Here is a 25,826-nt window from a genome sequence, read left to right as displayed (position 1 = left end):
TAATTTTTAATTACAGTCATCTGTGGAAGAAATTATTCCTTTAATTTACAACCAGAAATAACCGCATGTCAAACGTACAGATCAGCACGCCCTTTAATATTTCACTTGAATTTGAAATTGCTCCTTTCTTCAAGCGGTTACTGGCTTATTTTCTTGATTTGATGATCATGGTGGCTTATGCCATGTTTATGCGTTTTGTGTTGTACGATGGTGTGCGGCTGGAAGGAAGTTTTGCAACCGGTGTAGATATTCTTGCGATATCGGTTCCGCTCCTGCTCTATCATCCGGTATTTGAAATTCTGTTTCACGGACAGAGCCTTGGAAAAATGGCCATGGGTATTCGTGTGATGAGTTTGGATGGCGGCGATCCTACCATCAGTCAATACCTGTTACGCTGGTTCTTTCGTGTATGGGAATGGCCACTTGTGTTTTCGTTTGTCTATCCCGGTTTCTGGATCCTGTTGCAATTGATCTTTGTGGGAATGTTTGGTGTTATTGTCATCATCATTATTGCTGTTACCGCTAATAACCAACGCTTAGGTGATCTTGCGGCGAATACAGCTATTGTGAGCACCCGTATTAAAAGTTCGATACATGATACGGTGTTCATGGAAATTACACAGAAAGATTATGCAGTGAAATTCCCGCAGGTATTGAAATTGAGCGATCGTGATATTAACACAATCAAAACAGTGTTGAACGATACATATAAGCGCAACAACTTTGAAACAGCTCATCGTATTGCAGGACGAATTAAAACCGTTCTCCAGATTGAAACAGATATGGAAGTGGATATGTTTTTGCAACAACTGATCGCCGATTATAATTACCTCGCAACGAAAGAATAAAAAAAAAGCCACTTCATTTGAAGCGGCTTTTTTTATGAAATTAGTTTGCTGATCATGATCCAAGTGAACCGAGTGTACCAACAAGAAATGCAAGCACATAGATTGAAATAAAAACTATGGTCATAATCCCCATGAATTTGAAACAGGATTTCAGATTTTCAAACGATGAGTTTAGTAACTCCTGATTGTTTTCTGCCAATGCTCTTTTCATTCTTGTTGAAAAACGAAACATGTAAAGACAAGGAAAGAAATATAATGCAGCTATCGCCAGGTATAGAATTGTTATAAATATCGACATCCCTCCTGCAAGCATTGCATTTCCGCCGAAGCCAGCCATTGTTCCAAGCAGGGTGCCAGCGAAAATGGCAAGTATTACAATTAAACCGATGAAGATAAACCCAACAATAGATAGGAATTTACCCCATTTTGCTGTTTCAGAAAGAAATCTGGTTGATAATTCTTCTACTTCAAGTTTAAACAAGGTCGTTTCATTTTGATCCATACAGTTAGTTTTTTGATGAGGGTTAAATATATTAAAGAATTTTCATTAAGAAGATTTCGGAATATGCATAAATTAAATAACCGCTTCAACTGAAGCGGTTATTTAATTGAATGAATCTTATGACTTAATTAAATCCTCCGGATGCTCCTACGGCACTTACAAAAATTACAGCCATAAGAATGTAAATCAGGATGCCTATGCCCTGAAGAACCAAACCAATGATTGCGCAAATACGCCCTGCTTTAATATTCTTATAGGATGCCTCAGTGTATGCACCCGGATTGGCTGCATATAGTGCCATGTCTTTTTTTGACATCACCAATGCAATAATGCCAGTGATAAAACAAACAACAATTGAAAGAATTCCCAATACAAGTACGGCGGTGGCATTTGGGAGAGGTTGCTGAAATTGTGGTTGTTGCGATTGTTCCATATTAGTTGGTTTTGTTTAAAAATTATCTGAATTCGTTTGTAGCTACAGCTGAGAACATGGCTACAATGAAGATGATATAAATGATAAGCCCCACAAGCTGTAGCGCTATGCCAATAATTGCACAGATCCTTCCTGTTTTAATATTGCTGAGTGAAGATGCGCTGTAAGCGCCGGGATTGGCATTATACAAAGCCAGGTCTTTATTTGCGAGAACCAATGCAATTATTCCGGTAATAAAACAAACAACAATTGATAAGATACCTAAGACTAATACTGTTGTTGCGTTGGGTAATGACGGTAATACATGTTGAGGGTTCGGGGTTAAATAATCGGGCTGATTTTGTTCCATTAAGTTAAGTTTTGGTGAGTCACAATTTTGTAAATATAATGTACAGCAATAATTGATGCACAAAAAATGTAAAGTATCATGAGGATTTTTCCGCCACTCTTAAACCTGAAGAATACATGCAGCAGTAGGTAACAAAAAAGTAACAGCATGGGGATGGCGGCCGGATATAATTGGAAGCTGTCGGCAAAATCACCTTTCATCAACGCAATATAGCTTCGCTGCAAGCCGCAGCCAGGGCATTCAATGTGCAGAAATTTTTTACTCGGGCAGGTAAGTAAATTCTTTTCCAGCCACAGAACGGCATCGGCATAAAAGCTGGTTAAGAAAAATACTTGCATTCTCCAAACATACAATGCGCAGCGAATATTTTCAAATCAAAAAAAGCATGACCATTACAGTCATGCTTCCCGTTTATAGTTGTGTGAAATCTTAATACGCCAACGCAAACAACACCCTTTCTTTTGATGGTTTACCGGTGAGTATGCACTTCCCTTCTTCCTGTTCATTGTTCAACGGAATACAACGGATGGTTGCTTTTGTTTTTGTTTTTATCTCTTCCTCCGTTTCTGCTTTGCCATCCCAATGTGCTGAAATAAATCCGCCTTTCGTTTCGAGGGTTGAAACAAATTCATCCCATGTATCAACTTTCGTGATGTGACTGTCACGAAAAGCTTTTGCTTTGTTGAACATGTTCTGCTGTATCTCTTCAAGCAATGCATGCAGGTGTTTTGCCAAGCCATCCATGCTTACCGTTGATTTTGTTTTCTCATCACGACGTGCAACTTCAGCTGTGTTGTTTTCCAGATCACGACCGCCAATGGCAATACGCACAGGCACACCCTTCAGCTCATGTTCAGCAAATTTCCAGCCCGGTCTTGCATTATCGCTGTTATCGTATTTTACACGAATGCCCAATGCTTTTAATTCAGCAACCAATCCGTTCACTTTTTCAGTAATGGCATTCAGTTGCTCTTCACCCTTATGAATGGGGACGATCACTACCTGCAAAGGAGCAATTTTTGGAGGAAGGATCAATCCCTGGTCATCGCTGTGTGCCATCACCAATCCACCGATCAATCTTGTACTTACGCCCCAACTTGTGGCCCACACATATTCCAGTTCGTTTTGCTTGTTACTAAACTTCACATCAAATGCCTTGGCAAAATTCTGTCCAAGGAAATGAGAAGTACCAGCCTGCAAAGCCTTGCCATCCTGCATCAAAGCTTCAATACAATAGGTGTCTTCAGCACCGGCAAAACGCTCATTTGGCGTTTTCACACCTTTGATTACGGGAACTGCCATCCATTCTTCAGCAAACTCGGCATATACATCCAGCATCTTCCTTGTTTCCACCACCGCTTCTTCAGCAGTTGCGTGTGCTGTATGACCTTCCTGCCATAAAAATTCAGCCGTACGCAAGAACAAACGTGTACGCATTTCCCAACGAACCACATTGGCCCATTGGTTGATGAGCAAAGGCAGATCACGGTACGATTGGATCCAGTCTTTATACGTATTCCAGATAATGGTTTCAGATGTTGGACGAACGATCAGTTCTTCTTCCAGCTTTGCATCGGGATCAACCACAATGCCGCCACCGTTTGGATCGTTCTTTAAACGATAATGGGTTACCACCGCACATTCTTTTGCAAAACCTTCCACATGGGCTGCTTCTTTACTCAAAAAACTCTTGGGGATGAACAACGGGAAATATGCATTTACATGCCCGGTTTCTTTAAACATCTTGTCTAACTGGTCACGCATGTTTTCCCAAAGTGCAAAGCCATACGGTTTGATCACCATACAACCACGAACGGCCGAATAATCGGCCAAACCGCCTTTCAGAATAAGATCGTTATACCATTGCGAATAGTCCTTCTCCCGGGTAGTAATTGCCTCAGCCATTGTTCTGTTCCTTTACGTAATGTTTAGAGTTACTTTAACAGCCATTCTGCAACGAAAAGATGCCTGTGGCTTGTCATTTGTTAAAATATAGTACGAGCTATACACGAAGTTGCAAAAGTAGTAACTTCACATTACAAACCTCAAATTCAAAACATCATGGTAACCAGAATTTTACTTATCGGTTTGATAGCTGCAGGAATGACCTCCTGCGCCACCTATCGCACAGGACAAACTCCTGATGACGTTTATTATTCACCCGGCCGTGTAAATGAAACCTATGTGCAGGTTGACCGTGATGAAGATGACAGAGTTTCTTACAACGATCGCAACTTAGAAGATCGTCGTTTACGCCAACAGATCCGTGATCCACGTTTCCGTTTTGATGATGATATTTACTGGAATACGCCACGTTATAACAGCTGGGGCTGGAATACCTGGAACAATCCTTACAATACCTGGGGTTGGAACACCTGGAGTAATCCTTACAACTCATGGGCATGGAATACCCACGGTTATGGTGGTTACTACAACAGCTGGAACTCCCCTTTTATCTGCATACCCGGTAGCAACAACCTGATCGTTATTTCAGGACCTGCAGCACCAAAGTACAGCACCGGTATCCGCTACTCGGCTCCTATTCAGCGTTTCCCGAATGCAGGTAGTAATTTCAACTACGGAAAAACTTCAACGTCTAACAGCGGTAGCCGTTACTTCGGTAACAACACCAACAGTACCAGACGTACAGGTTTCTTTGGTGGAAGCAACAACAATTCTTACAGCGGAGGCAGGGAATCAAGCAGCCGTTTGTTTGGCAACAGCAACAATTCAAGCTCTTCTGGTGGAAGCAGCAGAACGTTCAGCAGTGGCTCAAACAGCAGCAGCAACAGTTCGTCTTCAGGTTCCTCTTCTTCAAGTAAAAGTGGAAGCTCATCAGGCGGCCGCCGTAATTAATTCATGACCTTATTTCTCAGGAAATACATTGTAATATGAAAAGAATTTTCATAACAGGAATAGCTGTGTGCTCTATCCAATTCAGTTTTGCCCAGGACGTATTTGATGCACTACGCTATTCTTACCAAACATCAGCAGGATCAGCACGTTTACAATCCATTGGCAGCACAAATATTTCGCTTGGTGGTGATATCAGTTCAGCATTCATTAACCCGGCCGGATTGGGACAATTCAAAACGAATGAAATTGTTTTTACACCGGGATTTAATTTCAATACACTTAAAACAGATTATAACGATCTAACCACCAAGGGCACAAAAAGTAAATTTACAGGTGGAACCAGTGGTGTTATTTTCAGTTTTGGTAATCGCTTTCGCAGCAGCAATTTAAAAAATACAACCTTCTCCATTGCAGTAAACCAATCAGCGAATTTCAATTCGAAATTTACGTATGGCGGTAAAAACTTAAACAGTTCTTATTCTGAAAAATGGCTGGAAGAGATTGTACGCAGTGGTTACACTTCATTTGATGATATCCGCAGCCGTTTTCCCTTGGGCGCAAGCCAGGCATATGAATCTTACCTGATTGATATAAATGGTAATTCAATTTTTACAAACGCTGACATCAGTAAGAATCTTGATCAGTCATTTGCCTATGAAACAAAAGGCGGCATGAGTGAAGTTGCTGCAGCTATGGCCTGGAACCTGAATGAGAAATTTTTATATGGTGTTACAATTGGTATCCCTATTGTACAGTACGATCGAAAAACTACTGTTGTTGAAAAAGATGGTACGGGTAATACGGATAATGATTTTGAAAGTTTCACCTTCACTGAAAATCTTGGAACAAGAGGCGGTGGCGTTAATGCCAAGTTGGGGATGATCATTAAGCCTGTTGAATATTTTCGTATTGGTTTAACCTTTCACTCACCTTCCATTATTACTCTGACGGATTATGCTAGTGCTTCCATCACCAGCAATATTGAAAACTATTCGAAGAAAGTAAATAACGATCCTACAAAACCCACAACTTACACTTACAATACAGGTGATGTCAATATCCTTACAGGAATTGAAGGTGATGAGAACAGGTATAGTTACCGTATGATCACGCCATGGAAGGCCGGTCTTGGTCTTTCTTATGTTTTTCGTGAGATAAGTGATGTAACAAAACAAAAAGCGTTTATTACAGGCGATGTTGAGTTGGTCGATTACAAAATGATGACTTATAAGAGTAACGCAGGAACAGATAATGGTGATGATGCATACTTCAATTCCGTGAACCAGGTAATTGATGATATGTACAAAATGGCCATTAATACAAGAATTGGTGGAGAGCTGAAGTTTGAAACAATAATGGTGCGTGCAGGCTTTAATTTTATGGGTAGCCCTTATAACAAAGAGTTTTTTGCAGATACATTTGGTGAAGAATTAAAAGGATGGCGTATGACACCAAGTCTTGGTGTTGGTTACCGTGACAAAGGATTCTTTGTTGATCTGGCTTACCTGCACAGTTTCGGACGTGGTTTCCATGTGCCGTACACATTAACGGATGCTTCTTATCCGTATGCAAAGAATAATCTCTCAAATGGACAGATCATTGCAACAATAGGTTTTAAGTTTTAGATCAATATATTCTGACTTTACAAACGGGCATCATCAGTTGATTGCCCGTTTTTTATTTGTTGGGATATGTACTCAGTGATCTCCTGCATTTGTGATGGATGAAACCATTTCATTGCTTCATCTCTTCTGAACCAGGTAAGCTGTCGCTTGGCGTAATGACGTGAGTTTTGTTTGATCTTATCTATTGCTTTCTCCAATGAACAATTCCCATCAAAATGATCAAACAGTTCCCTGTAGCCAACTGTTTGTAAAGCATTAAGGTGGCGCAATGGATAAACTTCCTTTGCTTCTTTCAACAAACCTTCTTCCATCATCACATCTACACGATGATTGATGCGGTTATACAATTCTTCTCTTGGCAGATCAAGCCCCATCTTAATGATATTAAAACTTCGTTGTTGCTTCTCTCCTTTTCTGAACGCAAGAATAGATTCGCCGGTTGATTGAACTACCTCCAATGCACGGAGCATACGCTGAGGATTTTGCATTTCACCTTTTGAGGCAAACAACGGATCGTATTGTTGCAGCTGTTGTTGCAGCCATTCTATTCCATGTTGCTGATAGTTCTGTTGCAGTTCATTTCGTAAAGCTTCGCCTGTTGCGGGAATTTCATCCATGCCTTCGCAAAAAGCTTTGATGTATAAACCGGTGCCACCCACCATTACAGCAAGATCATGCTGTTGAAATATTTCATCTACTGCATGCAATGCATATTTTTCAAAGGAAGCCGCTGTAACTGTTTCGTGAATGGAATGTGAGTTGATGAAGTAATGCTTTACTTCTTTTAATTCTTCAACAGTAGGCTTGGCAACCCCGATAGTAATTTCTTTAAAGCATTGCCGTGAATCGGCGGATATAATTTCTGTGTGGAAATATTTTGCCAGTTGAATGGCAACTGCTGTTTTACCAACGGCGGTTGGCCCTGCAATAAGAATAACAGTTTTGTTCATGTTGTTGATGAGTTTGTAAAGAACTCAATCGTGTTGTATATCTCGTAGAGAATCTGACAAATAATCAATAGTGAGTAGCCAATATATAGCCTTATCCTACACCAGATATCCTATATCAGAAATCAGAATGCTGTATCCTCTTCTTCCGTGCCGCTTTCTTCCTCTTCCTCCGAACTTTCGGTTTCTTCGCCTTCTTCACCAAAACCATCGCCTACGGCACTCAGGTCATACTTCTCTTCCACTTCGGCTAACTTATCACCAACAAGTCCTTTTGTTCCATATTGACTCGGAGCAATACCTTCCGTTCGAACCATGCATGGATAAGTAAGTTTTGGATTTTCTTCTTTGCTTACATTGATCAGCTCAACAAGGAATGTCCAGTTTTTATTAAAATCGTAGATGAAAATAAATTTCTGATTTGGTTCATGTATCTCACCGCCGATCTTCGTTTCTTCCATCAGCAAAGGATCAACCTTGTAACCTTTATCATATTTCTCAAGTGTTATTTCACGCCCTTTTTGCCACAGATCGTTGCTGCGGTGAAATGTAGCTTTATGTTTATTGTCGAATTCATAGGCTTTGAGGATAATATCATTCAAGTCCTTAAAGTTCTGTGTATGCCTGATAGCAACATCACGGTAAACCGCATCGTCTTCTTCCCAATAAACCCTGAAACGTAAAATGGCCATAGTGCAATTTGAAAATTTGAAAATGCACCAATTTGAAAATCCGGTAAGATGATTCAAACTGGTACTTAACAAAAGTAAAATTATTCAGTCACAGGAACAAGATTAACTTCTTTTGCTTTTTGCAGCATAAAAGCATAGGCTGCTTCGTAATTATTATCGATATCACCATCTAAAATAGCATCTTTAATAGCTGTTTTAAGATCACCAACTACACGTGAAGGTGGCACATTAAAGGTTTTCATGATGATCTCACCCGTAATGGGTGGTTGCCAGTTGCGGATATGATCTTTTTCCTCTACTTCTTTGCAACGCTGGCGCACCATTTCAAAATTCTGCATATAACGTTGCACTTTCTGCTGATTTTTTGATGTGATATCAGCATTGCACAGGGTCATTAATGCATCAAAGTCTTCACCGGCATCAAATAATAAACGGCGGATAGCGCTGTCCGTTATGTTTTCCTTGGTTAAGCTGATGGGACGCAGATGCAGCTCCACCATCTTTCGCACAAATTTCATTTTTTCATTTGCAGGAAGTTTTAGTTGTGCAAAAATCTTTGGCACCATACGGCCACCAACAACCTCGTGTCCATGAAATGTCCAGCCATGCCCCTGTTCAAAACGTTTTGTGGCTGGTTTTGCAATATCATGAAGAATCGCCGCCCAACGCAGCCACAGATCATTTGTGTTTTCTGAAATATTATCCAATACCTGCAGTGTGTGATAGAAATTATCTTTGTGACCTTTGCCATCGATATATTCTGCTCCTGCAAGATCAACCATTTGCGGAAAGAATAATTTCAGCAAACCACTTTTGTACAACAAATCAAAACCAACAGATGGTTTTTTGCTTAACACAATTTTATTGAGTTCATCTGCAATACGCTCTTTGGATATGATGTGAATGCGATCAGCATTTTCAATAATGCCCAGCCATGTCTCAGGAAGAATAGTAAAATCAAGTTGCGATGCAAAGCGGATAGCCCGCATCATACGTAACGGATCATCGCTGAACGTAGTGCCCGGTTCTAATGGTGTGCGGATAATCTTCAGCTTTAGATCTTCAATACCATTGAACGGATCGACCAATGCACCAAAATCATCTTTGTTTAAACTGATGGCAAGTGCATTGATGGTAAAGTCCCTGCGTTTCTGGTCGTCTTTCAATGTGCCTGGTTCTACTTCCGGTTTACGTGAATGCGATGCATAACTTTCTTTACGTGCACCTACAAATTCAATCTCGAATTCACCGTGTTTAATATTAGCCGTACCAAATGTTTTGAAAATGGAAACCTGCGGTTGCGGCTTGAATTGTCTTGCTACTTCCTGTGCCAATTCAATGCCATCGCCTACACAAACAAAATCAAGATCTTTACAGGTACGTTGCAACAATTTATCACGCACAAAACCACCAACGAGGTAACAAGGCACATTCAAACGCTGTGCACAATCACCTATGATCTTTAATAATTCTAATTCTTTTGCTGAACAATCGATCATCATACGGAGGCGAAAATACGAAAACGATTTCTGATGTTTGATTTAGGATGTATGATAGATGAAAACCCACCCTATTTGTTTGAACTATGTGTAAGTCTCTACGGCCCTTCGTAAAACGGAGCAGGCTCTCCAGGGAAGGGATAAACATTCTAATTATTTAAAACGTTGGGACAGATATCTTCCTAATCCAATAATCTCCCCAAATCATTGCCTGTCCCGTTAAGCGGGAGTTCAGACAACTTGTTCATACAGTTGCATCACTTTGACAGCAGTATTATAATTGCTGAAGCGTTGTGCATGTTGCCAGCCTTTTTCGATTTGCTGTTGTACAAATGATTCATCGTTGAGAATGCATTTCATTTGTTCTGCAATTTCTTCCGGTTTGGTTGGGTCAACATAAAAAGCACCGTCGCCTCCTGCTTCGGGTAAGCATGAAACGTTAGAAGTGATGACTGGTATGCGGCTCCACAATGCTTCCAATACAGGAATGCCAAATCCTTCAAATACGGATGGGTAGATCATGGCGATTGCCTGCTGGTAAATAGCCGGGAAATCCTGTGCTGATTGAAAGCCAGGTGAATGTTTAGCTGATGGATTATCTGAAAGAAAAATGATGCGGTCTTCTAATTTATGCTGTTGAACGTAATCTTTTACTTTTTGTTTGTATTCACCACCATTACCAATTACTACCAATGGAATGTTTATTTCATTACGCAGCAGGTTCATTGCTACACAAATATTCAGAAGATTCTTCCGCTCAATAATTGAACCGACATATAGAGAATAACGATCAGGTAAATTATACTTTGTCTTTATGATTTGTTTTATTTCTTCCGTTACAGGTTCACCAAAAGCTGGATTGCAACTTTGGTAACACACTTCTATTTTTTCTGCCGGTGTTTTATAGAGATCAATGATATCCTGTTTGGTTTGATTGCTGATGGCAATGATCTTATCGGCATGCTCACATGAGTAACGGAATTTTTTAGCGTAGATCTTCCGATCGATGAATTTGAATTGTTCAGGATAACGTTCAAAAATAAGATCGTGAATGGTAACGATGGATTTGATGCCTGTCTTTTGAATGTTGACCGGTATTTCATGACTCAATCCATGATACAGATCGATGTTTAACTTCTGCAGATCTTTCTTAACCCAATTGCTTCGCCAGGCTGCTGATAATTTCCTCGACAAAAAAGAACCAGGCAACACTTCATGAACATTGGCTTCATTGAATTGAAACGAAGTTGATGCCTTCGGATTAAACAGGAAATATTCATGCTGCGGAAAATAACCGGCCAAAGAATGGATCAACGTGCGGCTGTAATGCCCCAGCCCTGTTTGGTTGTGAAAAGCCCTTTTTGCATCGAAGCCAATGTTCATGGGGGCAAAGATACAATTGTGAATGGTGAGTTGTGAATGGGCAATAGACAATGGTTAATTGGCAATGGTGAACGATTGTGTGTTTTTAGCTGCCATGAAAGCTGAACGTACAAGAGCTTGCGACGCAACCGGCGATGCTATGAAAAACTGCAGCTGGTATTCTATTAAGAATTATTTTCGCAGCAAAATTGAATTACGATGAAAGATTTGATCCTCGAAGCATGGGGCAACCGTGAACTGTTGAAAGATAATAAGTACAGTGATGCCGTTCGTGCAGTTATTGAAGAAGTTGATAAAGGCCGTTTGCGCACTGCTGAACCAATTGCCGATGGATGGCAGGTAAATGAATGGGTGAAGCAGGCGATCCTGATGTATTTTGGTATTCAGCAAATGCAGACCTGGGATGTGGAGCCGTTTGAGTTTTACGATAAAATGTTATTGAAAAAAAATTATAAAGAGCTTGGTGTGCGTGCAGTTCCGCATGCGGTTGCACGTTATGGTGCTTACCTCGCAAAAAATGTGGTGTTGATGCCAAGCTATGTAAACATTGGGGCGTACGTTGATGAAGGCACTATGGTTGATACATGGGCAACGGTGGGAAGCTGTGCACAGATCGGCAAAGGCGTTCACCTGAGTGGTGGTGTTGGGATTGGTGGTGTGCTTGAACCCTTACAGGCCAGCCCTGTTATTATTGAGGATGGTGTGTTTGTGGGCAGCCGTTGTATTGTGGTAGAAGGTGTACGTGTTGAAAAAGAGGCAGTGCTTGGCGCCAATGTGGTGTTAACACAATCAACAAAAATTATTGATGTGAGCGGTGCAGAGCCGATTGAAATGAAAGGCCGTGTTCCTGCTCGCAGTGTAGTGATACCTGGTTCTTATACCAAGAAATTCCCTGCAGGTGAATTTGGTGTTGGTTGCGCATTGATCATTGGTCAGCGTAAACCAAGTACCGACCTGAAAACAAGTCTGAACGATGCACTGCGTGATTTTAATGTGAGCGTTTAATACAGGTCTGGTTAATTAAATATCATTTCGAAGTCCTGTTGTATTCAGCAGGACTTTTTTATTTACGTATATGCCTAAGAAATATTCTCTTGCTTTTATTGGTTTTGCATTGACGCTTATTGGCTCGGTATTGTTTTCTACGAAAGCCATTATTGTGAAGAAGGCATTTGCTGATATTAGTATTGATGCACTTTCGCTGTTAACCTTACGCATGTTGTTTGCATTGCCATTTTACATAGCCGTGTTATTTGTTACAAAACAAAAAAGCAAAACAGATCTCAGTCTGAAGAAATGGATGCAGCTTGTATTCATTGGATTGCTGGGTTATTACGTGAGCAGTTATCTTGATTTTGAAGGATTACGTTATATCTCGGCAGGGCTTGAACGGTTGATCCTATTTCTTTACCCCAGCTTTGTGGTGTTGATCAATGCAGTTGTGTTTCGGCAGCACATCCAAAAGATTCAAAAACTGGCATTGCTGCTTACCTACCTTGGTATCGGTTTAGCTTATGCCGGGGAGTTTAATCTCTATCACTTACAGCCGGGCTTTTTCTGGGGTGGATTGCTGGTGTTTCTCTGCTCTATTACTTATGCCGTTTATATTGTGGGCAGTGGAAGGTTGATTCCGCTTACAGGTGCCACGGCGTTTACATCGTTTGCAATGCTGGCCGCAACGGCAGGCATCTTTGTTCATTTTCTTTTTTTGCATGATGTTGCTTCTATTGCTAATGTGGCGAAGGAACATTGGATCTATGGATTACTGTTGGGTATAGTTGCAACGGTATTGCCCTCCTATCTTATTGCAGGTGGCACCAAACGGATCGGTTCGAATAACGTGGCGATCATTTCCAGTATTGGTCCTGTGTCAACCATTCTCCAGGCGCATTTTGTTTTGAGTGAAAAGATTACCATTGCGCAAATCGTAGGTACCCTGCTGGTGATAGCAGGTATTCTCTTAATTGGGTTGAAGCGGGAGAAAACGAAATAAAATCGATCGTTACCCTTGTTGGCAATAATCAAAATTCAGCTATATTTGCACCCCGCTGCCCAAGTGGCGAAATTGGTAGACGCACTGTGTTCAGGTCGCAGCGTTCGCAAGGATGTGCTGGTTCGAATCCAGTCTTGGGCACGAAAGCCTTGATAGAAAACTATCAAGGCTTTTTATTTATTTACCAGAAGAAGTGATTGCTGGTTCGTTCGGTTTACGATTATTTGGCTTCTGATAAAACGGCCCTTGCTTCTTCTCTTTAAAGGCACTTCAACTAAGTGCTGAATTTTACTTCAGTTCAATTTTGTAAAGTTGTTGATGGAGCGTTTTTAATTTTTCAACCGGCATTTTAATTACTTTACGGTCGTAGGTCATAATACCATTTGTTTCTACTTCCACATCGGTAGTTTGCGTATAAACAGCTGCCGACAATCCTTTTGTGATGAGCTCGGGAATACGATTTACAAACTCTGCGTACCGGTTCCACAATTCTGTATTGTTTTTAAAACTCTGGTAACCCCAATTATTTTTTTCCTGCCATGTATGATTTTCAACAGGCAGACCTAAACCACCAAACTCGCCAAGCACCAGCACAGTACCCTTGCCAAACAATTCCGGTTGTGGCATTAGCGGTTCAGGATAATTATGCAGATCGGTAATATGGCCCACATCTTCAAAGTTGCCGCCGCTTGCTGTATTCACTAAGCGAGATGGATCTTTCTGCATCGTCCATTCAACAATTTCTTTTGTTTTGAACTGCCCCCACGCTTCGTTGAACGGCACCCAAACAACAATGCTTGGGAAGTTGTGCAAATCCTGCATGATCTCTGTCCACTCTATACGAAAGATCGATTCCGATTCGGCAGTACGTTGCTTATCTGTTGCACGTCCATACACACCAGGGCGGCTTTCCCAATTGTTGCCCAGATCACCACTTGGCATATCCTGCCACACCAACATGCCCATTACATCACAATAGTAATACCAACGTGCAGGTTCTACTTTCACATGTTTGCGTATCATGTTAAAGCCCATCTCTTTTGTTTTCGCAATATCAAACTTCAATGCTTCATCAGTTGCTGCGGTATATAAACCATCGGGCCACCAACCCTGATCTAAAGGGCCATACTGAAATACAAATTCATCATTGAGTAACATCCGCTGAATGCCTTTTGCATCGGGTTTCATGGAAATTTTGCGCATGGCAAAATAACTCTTCGCTTCATCGATCACTTTTCCTTTACGCAGGATCGTATATTTTAAATCGTATAGAAAAGGATTTTCGGTTGACCACAATTTTGGATTTGCTATCGCTAAAACCACTTCACTGCTACTAGTGAGTGTTTGCTCCGCAATTTTTGCTGTTCCATCCCATGCAGTAATAATAAGTTGATCGCCAGCTAGCATATTTTCAAGCTTTGTACTTACACGTACTAACTTGCGATCTACATCAGGAGTTTGTTTTGTTTCAATAATATAAGTGGGTGATACAAACTCTGCCCATACTGTTTGCCAGATACCTGTTACCGGTGTGTACCAAATGCCATGCGGCTTCTTTACCTGTTTACCTCGTGGCTGCGGACCTTCATCACTTGGATCCCAAACACGAACAGCAATATCCTGCTTTGCACCTTTTTTTAATGCTGCAGTAATATCAAATGAGAACGGATCGTAACCACCGTTATGTGAACCGATTTCTTTGCCATTTATAAATACAGTGCATTGCCAATCAACTGCACCAAAATGCAGCAATACATTTTTATTTTTTAGTGCTGTAATTGATACAGTTCGTTTATACCACAACACACTATCCTTACCTACTGTTTTACCTACACCTGATAAAGAAGATTCAACGGCAAATGGCACAAGAATAGTTCCTTGTGTTGCTGCAGGAATAGATTGTTCAGTTTTTGGAAGAATGGAGTATTCCCAAAGGCCATTCAGATTAACCCAATTGTTGCTGCGTACCAATTGCGGACGTGGGTATTCCGGTAATGGATTGACGGGATTTACTTTTTCGGCCCAGGGAGAGCTGATCTTTCCGGGTACAATTTTCCAGGTATGCTGGGCATGTAGCTGGTTGATTATTAAAAGCAGGAGTACTGCAAGCAGTTGTTTCATATTTTAGTTAATGATAGTAACAATGAATTAGTAAATAACAAAGCTATATGAAAGAAAATCTTTGTTTATAATCCCAAACGTCAAGTCTTGTAAAAATAAAGCAGTACAGCGGCATTTTGCGTTCATTTAGTTTTCATTAAGTTTTCGCTTGGTCTCATTCCTTTATTTTTAGGGAGCTAAGCAATCATTCTTTTTCATACATTAACATCTGATCAACGGGTAAACGATGAAACATATAACCTTGCAATTATCTGATACCATTTCTAAACGGCTCTTACCCCTACTGTTAGCAATTACGCTTACATCTGCAGCAGTAGCTCAGCAGGCAAAAAAAGATACAGCTTATTCCGGCAATCCTTTATTCAAAGGCTGGTATGCCGATCCGGAAGCGATCATCTTCAATAAACAGTACTGGATCTACCCTACTTATTCTGCGCCGTACAATAAACAGGTTTTCTTTGATGCATTCTCGTCGAAGGATCTTGTTAGATGGACAAAGCATGAGCGAATTTTGGATACCGCTTCTATCAAATGGGCAAAGCGTGCAGTATGGGCACCCTCTATCATTAAAAAGAAAAACAAATACTTTCTTTTCTTTGGTGCAAATGATATTCAGAACAACAATGAATATGGCGGTATTGGTGTTGCAGTTGCAGATAAACCACAGGGGCCCTACAAAGATCATTTAGGCAAACCACTGATTGATAAATTTCACAATGGTGCGCAACCTATTGATCAGTTTGTGTTTCATGATAAAGACGGAAAGTATTATTTGATATACGGTGGATGGCGTCATTGCAATATCGCTCAACTGAAAAATGATTTCACTGGCTTTATTCCATTTAAAGACACTACTACATTTAAAGAAATAACTCCGGAAGGCTATGTGGAAGGACCGTTTATGTTTATCCGCAACGGCAAATATTATTTTATGTGGTCGGAAGGTGGATGGACAGGCCCCAATTACAGTGTGGCATATGCCATTGGTGATTCACCATTCGGGCCATTTAAACGTGTTGGAAAAATATTACAGCAGGATCCGAAGATCGCAACGGGTGCAGGTCATCATTCTGTGATCAATATTCCGGGAACAAATGAATGGTATATTGTTTATCACCGCAGACCGTTGACAGAAAAAGACGGTAACTCCAGGGAAACCTGCATTGAATATTTATCGTTTGATGAAAATGGATTTATCAAGCCTGTCGTCATTACGAATGAAGGTGTTAAAAGAAGAACGATCAAATAAAAGGGAACGGCAACTGGAAAGTTGCCGTTTTCTTTAACCCTAAAAGACTGCTGCTGACTGTTGCCCGCTAAGCTGGAAAGCTTTGCAGGGATTTATTTCTCATTAATCATTTGCTGTGTTTATCCGCCATCACAAACACGATCTCACCACCATTCATTAAATCACTATGTCTGATTGCTGTGCCTATTAATGCTTTTCCATTGATCAAAACATTTTTTACATACATATTCTTTTCACTTTGATTCTGAACCGTAATTTTTAATTGTTTTCCATTCTCTAAATTGAATACCGCATTGTTTACGATTGGGCTGCCGATTTCGTATTCATCGGAACCGGGTGCAACCGGATAAAATCCCAATGAACTGAAAATATACCAGGCGCTCATTTGTCCGCAATCATCATTCCCTCCCAGCCCATCAACAGTTGGTTTGTATTGATTCGCTAAAATTCGGCGAATGAGTTGCTGCGTTTTCCAGGGCTTGCCTGCAAAATTGTATAAATAAGCAACATGATGTGCTGGTTCGTTCCCATGCACATACGTACCAATAATTCCTTCACGGGTAATGTCTTCTGTTTCTGCAAAATATTTATCGGGCAAATACATGGTGAACAACGAATCCATATTGGCTAAAAACTTTTTCGTGCCACCCATTAATGTAATCAGATCAGTTGGATTATGCGGCACAAAGAAACTGTAGTTCCAGGAGTTGCCTTCGATCAACCCTTGTCCATGTGTACTCAAAAGATCGGCATTGGGTAGGAAGTTGCCATTTGCATCTCTGCGTTTTACAAAACCATCTTTATCGAATACATTTTTGTAATTGGCTGAACGTTTGATAAACTCTTCATACACATCCATGCGGCCAACCTTCTTTGCCAGTTGCGCAATTGCCCAATCATCGTATGCATATTCCAATGTGTTGGAGATAGACACGCCTGATTTCTCAGTGGGGATATAGCCATACTTCACATAATCGCCAATGCCTTCGTAATTGCTGCGACGTGCAGTAGAAATACAGGCATTCAAAGCAGCATTTGCATCTACATCGGTTGTGCCTTTTACAATAGCATCGGCCAATACAGCTGCACTATGATAACCACTCATGCACCAGTTATCATTTGCATAGTGACTCCAGATAGGCAACATATGCAATGCACTTTCATTGTAATGCGCCATCATCGATTTAACCATATCGCTGTTGCGTTTCTGCTGTACAATATTGTACAAGGGATGCAATGCACGGTAAGTATCCCACAGCGAAAACGTGGTGTAGTTGGTGAAGCCTCCTGCCTTGTGATTATTTTGATCGAGCCCACGGTATTGTCCGTCCACATCCATAAAAGTATTCGGAGCAATAAACGCATGGTACATGGCTGTGTAAAAATTCTGCTTTGTTTCCTGGTTTGCATCGATCTGTATGCGTTGTAATTCTCTCTCCCACTTTGCACTTGCTTCAGCAACTGTTTGTTCAAAATTCCAATGTGGAATTTCAGTACGCAGATTCAGCAATGCACCTGCTGAGCTTACACCCGACAAAGCAAATTTCATCTTTACTTTTTCATTTGCTTTTGTATCGAAATTGAAATAGAGTTTTAGCTGGCGACCTGCCAGATCAGGAAAGTTTTCTTTTTGATTGAACTTGCGCCAGAAGCCGCCATACATTTCCTGCTTTTCATTTACACTGCCGTAACTCTTGATGGGTTTTGAAAAGGTGATAGCGAAATACACTGTTCTTGTTCTGGCCCATCCCAATGTTTGGCGATAACCTGTAATAAGCGTATCATTTTCTACACGTACAAATGTCCACACGTTCTTTTCAGGATAGTTGTAAATGCCATGCACCATATCTAAAACGATATGTGCATCTGTTGCTTCCGGAAAAGTATATTGATGAAAACCTACACGCTCTGTTGCGGTTAACTCTACCTTTACTTTATAATCATCAAGCACAACGCTGTAATAACCCGGACTTGCTTTTTCTGTTTCATGATTAAAAGCAGAACGGTAACCACTGCGTGGCACTGTTGCAACACCGGGATTCAATTTCAATGCACCAACAGTGGGCATCACTAAAAAATCTCCGAGATCAGAATGACCTGTGCCGCTGAAATGTGTATGACTGAAGCCGACAATTGTTTTATCGGTGTACTGGTAACCCGCACAATACTTGTACATGTTGGGATTGTAACGTCCTTTATCTAAATACTGCAAGGTATCTGTATCAGGACTTAACTGCACCATACCAAACGGCACCGTTGCGCCGGGAAATGTATGACCCATTTTGGCTGTGCCGATCAATGGATTTACATAGGAAGTTAATTTCGTTTGCTGTGCAGATGCTGTTGCTGTTATTCCTAACGCCACGATCCATGCACTTGCTTTTATCTTATTCAACATATTCATCAATCTAATTATAAGTGATCTCTACTTTTGGACTTGCTGTGTACTCCGTCCATAATTCATCCACAGTTTTACCGGTATTCGTTTTCCAAAACTCCTGCGAGTATTTATTGGTACGTGCAGCATCATCCAGCTTTACCACAAAATCTTTTTGATATTTCTGCGTGATCCATAACAGGAAACGTGCAGTAATACGGTACGCACTTTTATAGCTATGTGTTGCCTGCAATTCAGGCATTGCCCATTTGCCTTTTACATTATTGATCCCTTCTGTTGCTCGCACAAAATCAGCAATACCTTCTGTAACCCAGCCCGGAACATTGTTGAACTTGTACGCCTGCGTTACATGCATCAGTTCGTGTGTTACCACATCAATGTCTTCGGGATTCTTGTGAAACCATGCAGGATTATATACAATGCGATTGTCAGCCGTTGTCACTGCTACTCCATCATACTTTTGATCGATCACAAAGTTGATGGCCTTCTTTGCATTGAGATTATACTTCTGTATGAGCTTGGGATATTGCAGAAAGAATGCATCGATCATACGTTGTTTGAATTCTTTTGTTAAACTGCTTTCTTCATCGATCATGTAAAGTGTTAATCCATTCTTTGCAATGGTATCAGGCTTTGCAGGCAAAGTAATGGTTGATAAACCCGGAGGCTGAATGCCTTTTACTTTATCGTACAATGCTTTTTCATCTTTTGAAAACGAATAAGGCAGATCTGATTCTTTTGTTACTCTTGCTTTGTCGGGTGCGCTGCTCATGTTTAAGGTAAATGAGCCGCCCTTGATAACATCAAAATAAGAAAGCCATGTTTTGCTGTAGGCAGCGCCGTTCAATGTTTGTGATTTCACATAACGGTTGGCATCACTGTTGGCTGCTGCATTGATCACAAATTTCTTTCCGTCTTCCAGTGTCAAGGTTACTTTCTTAAACAACGGCGCACCTATTACATACTGATCGCTTCCCGGGCAAACAGGATAAAATCCCATTGCCGAAAATAAATACCAGGCAGATGTTTGTCCGTTATCTTCATCACCACAATAACCATCAGGAGTTGGTTTGTACAAACGATTCATTGCTTCACGCACCCAATATTGTGTTTTGTACGATTCACCTGCATAATTGTAGAGATAGATCATATGCTGGATCGGTTGATTACCGTGTGCATACTGTCCCATATTAGCGATCTGCATTTCACGGATCTCATGAATGGTACCGCCATAGTAACTATCATCGAAGATTGGGGGTAATGAAAAAACAGAATCGAGCATGTTTGCAAACTGTTTACGTCCACCCATCAGGTTTGCGAGGTTATCAATATCATGAAACACACTCCAGGTGTAGTGCCAGCTGTTACCTTCTGTAAACGCATCTCCCCATTTCAATGGATTGAATGGTGATTGAAAATCGCCTTGTGCATTCTTACCACGCATCAGCTTCCGTTCTTTATCAAACAGATTCCTGTAGTTGAGTGAGCGCTGTGCGTACAATTCAATTTCAGATGCGGGGCGGCCAAGCTTCTGCGCCAGTTTGAAAATGGTGAAATCATCGTATGCATATTCCAATGTACGTGCAACATTCTCGTTGATCTTTACATTGTACGGCACATAACCCAAGGCATTGTAATACTTCACACCATAACGTCCAACTGCATGCACAGGACCTTCATTGTTGGCGCCGTTCAATAAGCCTTCGTACAATTTATTAATATCGTTGATCTTTGCACTCTTTAAATATGCATCTGCAACAACAGAAGCTGAGTTATTCCCCACCATAATATCAGCAAAGCCCGGACTGCTCCATTCAGGTAAGAAACCACCTTCCTTGTAAGCGTTCAACAAACCTTCCTGCATTTCTTTGTTGATGGAAGGATAAGCGAGGTTCAAGAAAGGATACAATGCACGGAATGTATCCCAGAAACCTGTGCCACCATAGAGATAGCCCTTTTCCTTTTTTCCATTGTACGGACTGTAGTGCACAATTTCTCCATCCGCATTTTTCTCGTATAGTTTGTTCGGGAACATCACTGCACGGTAGTAGCAGGAGTAGAATGTTTTTAATTGCTCTTCTGTTGCTCCTTCTACCTGTATTTTCGACAATACCGTGTTCCAGTATTTTTTTGTTTCTGTTTTTACCTGTTCAAAGTTTTTGCTGCCAACTTCATTTTTCAGATTCAACTCAGCCTGTTCAATGCTGATAAAGGAAGAAGATGTTTTCACGATCACCTGCTGATTTGCCTTGGTGATATTGAAACCGATCACTGCACCGGTTGTATCTGCTTTCACTTCCAGTCCATCCACATACGCATCTTTCGACCAGACTTTCTTAAAGGTGAATGGTGTATTGAATTGCAGTACAAAATAGTTGGCGAAGTTTTTCAAACGTCCTCTTGCATGATAGGTACTGTAGCCAACAATTTTATTTTCTTCGGGAATGATCTTGATATAACCACCTCTGCGAAATGCATCCACCACCACAAATGCACTATCAGTTGAATGATAAGTGATGCGGAAGATCGCTGCACGTTCTGTTGGAGTTATTTCTGTTGTAATATGATGATCAGCCAGGTATACACTGTAATAATGTGGCTGAGCTGTTTCTGTTTTATGTGTGAACCAACTTGCCCTTTGCTCCTGTTTGAAAACCGATTTTTTTGAAACCGGCATAATAGAGAATACACCGTAATCATTCATCCATGGAGAAGGTTGATGTGTCTGTTTAAATCCACGGATCTTATCAGCCGTGTAAGTGTATTGCCAGCCATTACCATTGTCGCCTGTTTGCGGCGTCCACATATTCATCGGCCACGGAGTGCCAATGGCAGGATAGGTATTCCCATTTGATAAATCGGGTTTTGATAATGTACCCATCAACGGGTTTACATATTGAACAAGATCTTTTACCTGTGCTGATACTGCCGCCACACATGATATGGCCAGCGCCATGATCGTTACTTTTCTTTTAAACATGCTGATAATTGTCCGTTATTAAAATTGATGTTGAATTCTATTGCGAAGAAATGTTTTTTTATACAAGTAGTGGTTCAATAAGTGACAGACGGAAAATCAATTTTCGCCTGGTTGAATTGAGTTTCCCACTCGGCCGGCCAGCCAAATGCTGTTGTAGCTAATGGTTTTAAATTTGAACCTGCTGCCCCACTCCAGAAATGAATGAACTCGCCCCAGTTGAGATCTCTCATATATTGTTTGTTGCCGTCTTTCGGAAAGTTAGCTGCAAGCAGCTTAAAGAATTTGTTTAATACTGCACTACCGCCATATTGATTGTAAATGGGATAAAACCAATTCTTAAACCACTGCGTGTTGCTGCGTGGGAAATTATCTGTTGTGCCCATCATGAGATTATACCAACGATCAGCATCAGCAGTGCGACCCAAACCTTTGTACACATCGTAAATGTAAATCTCCATCCACTTGCTGTCTTTCCAGATCGCAAATGCAGGAGAACCTTTTGCGTTATTGTTTGCACTCTCTATCACATGTCCCACTTCGTGTGTTACAAGATCAAGATCATTACCTGTGCCTGTTGTCCATGCGCTTAAACTGGAGGAACCGCAGTCAATTACATTCCGGTTATCGTGCCTGTTGCTGTAATAATAACCTGGATGTCCTCCACTGTATTTGCCTGCATGAAAAACTGCATACAATCTTTTATCTGTACCAAATTCGTAACCGTATGTTTTCCTCGAGTACAACCAAACCTCCTTAACAAACGTATTGGGCCAGGTAATTGATTTTTGTACATCATTATCGTAATACACAACAAGTGAAGTATCGTAATACACTCTTGAAACAAGCTGGGTATGATCGAACCAATGCTCCTGCCATGTAGATGGCGGAACGTCGTAGTTAATAACAGGCGGCGGTGTTGTGTCGCCTGTTTGTTTCTTTTTACAACCAGATACCAATAAACCAACTGCTGATAAAGCCATGATTAATCCACTAGTGAACATAATCCTTTTCATTGTTTCGTTTTGTTTGCCTATAGTTGTTGAGCCTGCAGTTGTTTTATTGATACAAAATCATCTGCTTTATTTAATGGAAAGAACAGCAGCAATTCTTCAGTGAATTGCTGCTGTTCTGTTACTTATTCGTACCTGATCAAACGCCACTCACCGATCTGAACAAGTGAGCTGCCGTTATTGGCCGTCATAAATATTCTGTAATAAGTATAAGCCTGCGGTGTTCCCGGCACTTCAAAACGTCTTGTGAGATAGCGTGCCGGAAACATCTCACCGGTTCGTGTGTCAATATCAACCCATGTTGTATTGTCGTTTGAACCCTGGAGTTTCCAATCCTTAAGATCACGTGATGCAGCATCATTAGCAGATGTGATTGTGTATGCACCTACAGCAACAGCAGTACCAAACTGCAATTTAAACCACGCACCACCATTTGTAGCCAAAGCTGTGGTCCATGTTTGAAATAGATATTTAGAGTTGTAGTCATTATCCACCAGTTTAGGAGAGCCCTCCCCATTGTCCGGACCTCCGTTATTTTCATTACTGACCGTTAATGTTCCAAGTCCGGTAACATCAATCGACTTTTTCAGCAATGTATCAAAACGGAAATACGTAGTTTGTAAGGTTGATACAATCTCTCCGCTTGATGCACTGGTAAGAGTGATCGGTAACATGTAACGTATACCTGTTGTAACTGTATTTGTTTTTACCGTTAATGTAAGCGGGGTTGAACTGGTTGATCCGGAAGGGATCACGGTATTTAAACCAGACAATTCATAACTGCTGGCCGGCAGCAGAGTATAATTGGTGCCATTAGCTGCATTATAAGCAGCCACCTTTGCGGCATCAACAACAAATGAAACAGAGTTATCAGACCCTGCAACTTTAACACCACCGTATGCTGCGCCAAATACCAGGTCTTGTCTTGTGTTGGTTGATGTGAACAACAGATCAACCTTAGATCTTGTGCCAACTGCCTGCGGCATATAAACCGAACCTTCGTTGGGCAATACCACATCGGCGGGTTTGTTGCAGGCGGCAATGGTAGAGCTCAGCAACAGCACTGCAATGAATTTATAGAAATTATTTTTTTGCATCTTAATATATATGAGATGATGAATTGAATGAATTACCAACCTGTATTTTGTTTGATAAGCGGATTACGCAATACTTCGTTTGCCGGAATCGGGAACAGGTAATCTCTTTTGCGGAATACTCTTGTTTCCAACAACGTTTTTGTGTAAAATGCTGTGCCGTTTTTTGTACGATCCATACCATAAAACGGACCTGCATCTGTTTGTTCGGCGATCTTCCATCTTCTTGTTTCGAAGTAGCGAACATTTTCAAATGCCAGTTCTACTCTTCTTTCTGCACGGATTGCCGCACGCATTTCAGCTTGTGTTGCAGGGACAGGCAATGGATTTACACCAGCTCCATATTGCGGTATGCCTGCACGTTCACGAATGAAATTGAGATACTTTAAGATATCTGCATCAGCCGGAGTTGATTCATTCAACGCTTCTGCATAATCAAGATAGATCTGCGCTAAACGCAAATACAAATTACCCCTTGCATCATCTGTATTGGCAACACCTTTACGAATGATATAACCTGTTGGCGTAACATCCGATGTGCTTTGTGCAAGACCTGAGTTACCAGAAAATTCCATATTGGTAACAATGAGGTTGCCGGTATTCTGATCAGGATATAACCATACGCTATTGGTATAAGTAATGCCTACATAAAAACGAGGCTCACGGTTTACCCATTGATTAAAGGTTGAACGTGTGGTATTATCATACGGTGCCTGGAAACTGCTGAAACCAGTTGCTGTATAACCTGACGTAGGATCAGTAATAGGTTTGCCGTTTGCCATGAAGTAAGCATCTACCTGCGCCTGTGTGGCACCGTTAGCACCTGCTCCACGCTGACTTGCATAACCGGCATGGAATGGCGTGCGATCATAACGGATAATATCATAACGTGAATTGGAGCGACCAAAGATCCATTCTTTATTCCAGCTCTGCATGATCACATCACGGGATGATAAGTAAGCTGCTTTAAACGGATTTGCATCAGAAACTCTAAACAGATCATACGTACCGGGAGCAAATTCATTGATAAATTCTTTTGCTGCAGTTGCGGCTTTCGTCCATTTGCCTGCATCGTATGTTTGGTTGATGAGATGTTTGCCATCATCGTTTTTCATCAAAGCATAATCAGTATTACCATTGAATAGCGGACTCGCAGACAACATCAATGCCTGTACTTTGTATGCTTTTACAACGCCTTTTGTAAACTTTCCAGCAACTGCCGAGCTAACCGGTAATTCAGTATAAGCTTTATCCAACTGATCAACTACAAAACTGATACACTCATCAAATGTTGAACGTGGTTTGTTTACTTCATCAGGTGTTGCTGCAACAGGAATTACCTCCTCACCCAAAATAACAACCGGGCCATAAATGCGCAGCAATTGATAATAGTAAAATGCTCTTAATGCTCTTGCTTCACCTTTCAGGATCGTTTTTTCACCAATACTGATCTCAGGTGTAGCACCATCAATGCGTTGAATAAAATCGGTAGCATTCCGTATTGCTCTGTAATAACTGTCCCAATAGGTTGAAATGCTTCCATCAGTATTGGCCCATGCACTTTTATTGATATTGGTACTGTAATTAAAATCCCATGTGTATTTTCCTTCATCCGAAGCGCCTGTCCAGTTACCGGAATTTTCAAATCCCGAGAAACGCTGGTTAAATTCATTTGGCATTGCCTGGTATATATTACCGATATAGCGTATCACATTGGTACGTGTTTTAAACACATCATCAATGGTGAGAATATTATCAGGTACCGTATCCAGGTATTTTTTACATGACCCAAGTGATACAAGAGCCATGATCAGAGATATAGAAAGTATTTTTTTCATTTTCGTTCG

At 41.0% G+C, this 25,826-nt stretch carries 21 protein-coding genes and 1 tRNA gene; 7 read left to right on the top strand and 15 right to left on the bottom strand.

Annotated elements, in window-relative coordinates; translation table 11 throughout:
• Positions 1-65 precede the first annotated feature (65 nt).
• The gene (locus tag H4075_RS11510) at positions 66-848 is read left to right on the top strand and encodes an RDD family protein (RefSeq protein ID WP_182800994.1); all 783 of its coding nucleotides are present in this window, start codon (positions 66-68) and stop codon (positions 846-848) included.
• 52 nt (positions 849-900) lie between these two features.
• Here the strand turns inward: H4075_RS11510 and H4075_RS11505 are convergent, their stop codons facing one another.
• The 5 genes from H4075_RS11505 to proS form a co-directional block, all read right to left on the bottom strand.
• Entirely contained in the window at positions 901-1,350 is a 450-nt protein-coding gene (locus H4075_RS11505) for a DUF5362 family protein (RefSeq protein ID WP_182800993.1), read from the bottom strand.
• Positions 1,351-1,474: 124 nt separating this feature from the next.
• On the bottom strand, positions 1,475-1,783 hold the full coding sequence (locus tag H4075_RS11500; protein WP_182800992.1) for a CCC motif membrane protein: 309 nt from the start codon (positions 1,781-1,783) through the stop codon (positions 1,475-1,477).
• 22 nt (positions 1,784-1,805) lie between these two features.
• Positions 1,806-2,132, bottom strand: coding sequence for a CCC motif membrane protein (locus tag H4075_RS11495; RefSeq protein ID WP_182800991.1), 327 nt, complete (start codon positions 2,130-2,132; stop codon positions 1,806-1,808).
• Entirely contained in the window at positions 2,132-2,470 is a 339-nt protein-coding gene (locus H4075_RS21815) for a DUF2752 domain-containing protein (RefSeq protein ID WP_182800990.1), read from the bottom strand. Before H4075_RS21815 ends, H4075_RS11495 begins: the two co-directional genes overlap by 1 nt.
• A 91-nt stretch (positions 2,471-2,561) precedes the next feature.
• Entirely contained in the window at positions 2,562-4,037 is a 1,476-nt protein-coding gene (gene proS / locus H4075_RS11485; RefSeq protein ID WP_182800989.1) for a proline--tRNA ligase, read from the bottom strand.
• Between the two features lie 156 nt (positions 4,038-4,193).
• Here proS and H4075_RS11480 point away from each other — a divergent pair, with 156 nt between their 5' ends.
• Both H4075_RS11480 and H4075_RS11475 read left to right on the top strand, forming a co-directional pair.
• Positions 4,194-4,988: a hypothetical protein gene (locus tag H4075_RS11480; protein ID WP_182800988.1), complete on the top strand. Its 795-nt coding sequence runs from the start codon at positions 4,194-4,196 to the stop codon at positions 4,986-4,988.
• Between the two features lie 35 nt (positions 4,989-5,023).
• Positions 5,024-6,613 carry an OmpP1/FadL family transporter gene (locus H4075_RS11475; protein WP_182800987.1) on the top strand — a complete coding sequence of 530 codons (1,590 nt, stop codon included), beginning with the start codon at positions 5,024-5,026 and terminating at the stop codon, positions 6,611-6,613.
• Between the two features lie 17 nt (positions 6,614-6,630).
• Here H4075_RS11475 and miaA read toward each other — a convergent pair whose 3' ends face one another.
• From miaA to H4075_RS11455, 4 genes are all read right to left on the bottom strand, one after another.
• Positions 6,631-7,563, bottom strand: coding sequence for a tRNA (adenosine(37)-N6)-dimethylallyltransferase MiaA (gene miaA / locus H4075_RS11470; protein ID WP_182800986.1), 933 nt, complete (start codon positions 7,561-7,563; stop codon positions 6,631-6,633).
• A 122-nt stretch (positions 7,564-7,685) separates the two neighbouring features.
• Complete coding sequence (locus H4075_RS11465; RefSeq protein ID WP_182800985.1) at positions 7,686-8,252, bottom strand: IS1096 element passenger TnpR family protein; 567 nt, start codon at positions 8,250-8,252, stop codon at positions 7,686-7,688.
• Positions 8,253-8,332: 80 nt separating this feature from the next.
• Positions 8,333-9,754, bottom strand: coding sequence for a CCA tRNA nucleotidyltransferase (locus tag H4075_RS11460; protein WP_182800984.1), 1,422 nt, complete (start codon positions 9,752-9,754; stop codon positions 8,333-8,335).
• Between the two features lie 228 nt (positions 9,755-9,982).
• The gene (locus H4075_RS11455; RefSeq protein WP_182800983.1) at positions 9,983-11,134 is read right to left on the bottom strand and encodes a glycosyltransferase family 4 protein; all 1,152 of its coding nucleotides are present in this window, start codon (positions 11,132-11,134) and stop codon (positions 9,983-9,985) included.
• Between the two features lie 198 nt (positions 11,135-11,332).
• On the opposite strand from H4075_RS11455, the gene H4075_RS11450 reads away from it, so the two are divergent.
• From H4075_RS11450 to H4075_RS11440, 3 genes are all read left to right on the top strand, one after another.
• Complete coding sequence (locus tag H4075_RS11450; RefSeq protein ID WP_182800982.1) at positions 11,333-12,139, top strand: 2,3,4,5-tetrahydropyridine-2,6-dicarboxylate N-succinyltransferase; 807 nt, start codon at positions 11,333-11,335, stop codon at positions 12,137-12,139.
• 70 nt (positions 12,140-12,209) lie between these two features.
• A complete protein-coding gene (locus H4075_RS11445; RefSeq protein ID WP_182800981.1) occupies positions 12,210-13,127 on the top strand; it encodes a DMT family transporter in 918 nt (305 codons plus the stop codon).
• A 57-nt stretch (positions 13,128-13,184) separates the two neighbouring features.
• A tRNA-Leu gene (locus tag H4075_RS11440) sits at positions 13,185-13,268 on the top strand.
• Between the two features lie 147 nt (positions 13,269-13,415).
• Here H4075_RS11440 and H4075_RS11435 read toward each other — a convergent pair.
• A complete protein-coding gene (locus H4075_RS11435; RefSeq protein WP_182800980.1) occupies positions 13,416-15,248 on the bottom strand; it encodes a glycoside hydrolase family 2 protein in 1,833 nt (610 codons plus the stop codon).
• 226 nt (positions 15,249-15,474) lie between these two features.
• On the opposite strand from H4075_RS11435, the gene H4075_RS11430 reads away from it, so the two are divergent.
• Positions 15,475-16,497, top strand: a complete 1,023-nt coding sequence (locus H4075_RS11430) for a glycoside hydrolase family 43 protein (RefSeq protein WP_182800979.1) — start codon at positions 15,475-15,477, stop codon at positions 16,495-16,497.
• A 106-nt stretch (positions 16,498-16,603) separates the two neighbouring features.
• Here H4075_RS11430 and H4075_RS11425 read toward each other — a convergent pair whose 3' ends face one another.
• From H4075_RS11425 to H4075_RS11405, 5 genes are all read right to left on the bottom strand, one after another.
• Positions 16,604-18,895, bottom strand: a complete 2,292-nt coding sequence (locus tag H4075_RS11425; protein WP_182800978.1) for a GH92 family glycosyl hydrolase — start codon at positions 18,893-18,895, stop codon at positions 16,604-16,606.
• 10 nt (positions 18,896-18,905) lie between these two features.
• Positions 18,906-21,875, bottom strand: coding sequence for a GH92 family glycosyl hydrolase (locus H4075_RS11420; RefSeq protein ID WP_182800977.1), 2,970 nt, complete (start codon positions 21,873-21,875; stop codon positions 18,906-18,908).
• A gap of 74 nt (positions 21,876-21,949) precedes the next feature.
• Positions 21,950-22,888: a hypothetical protein gene (locus H4075_RS11415; protein ID WP_182800976.1), complete on the bottom strand. Its 939-nt coding sequence runs from the start codon at positions 22,886-22,888 to the stop codon at positions 21,950-21,952.
• A 122-nt stretch (positions 22,889-23,010) separates the two neighbouring features.
• A complete protein-coding gene (locus tag H4075_RS11410) occupies positions 23,011-23,982 on the bottom strand; it encodes a BT_3987 domain-containing protein (RefSeq protein WP_182800975.1) in 972 nt (323 codons plus the stop codon).
• Between the two features lie 32 nt (positions 23,983-24,014).
• Complete coding sequence (locus H4075_RS11405; protein WP_182800974.1) at positions 24,015-25,817, bottom strand: RagB/SusD family nutrient uptake outer membrane protein; 1,803 nt, start codon at positions 25,815-25,817, stop codon at positions 24,015-24,017.
• Between the last annotated feature and the right edge of the window lie 9 nt (positions 25,818-25,826).

The organism is Lacibacter sediminis (genome assembly GCF_014168535.1).
Classification (GTDB): Bacteria; Bacteroidota; Bacteroidia; order Chitinophagales; family Chitinophagaceae; genus Lacibacter; species Lacibacter sediminis.
Note: the sequence above shows the minus strand (reverse complement) of the source record. Positions and strands in the feature narration are given on the sequence as shown.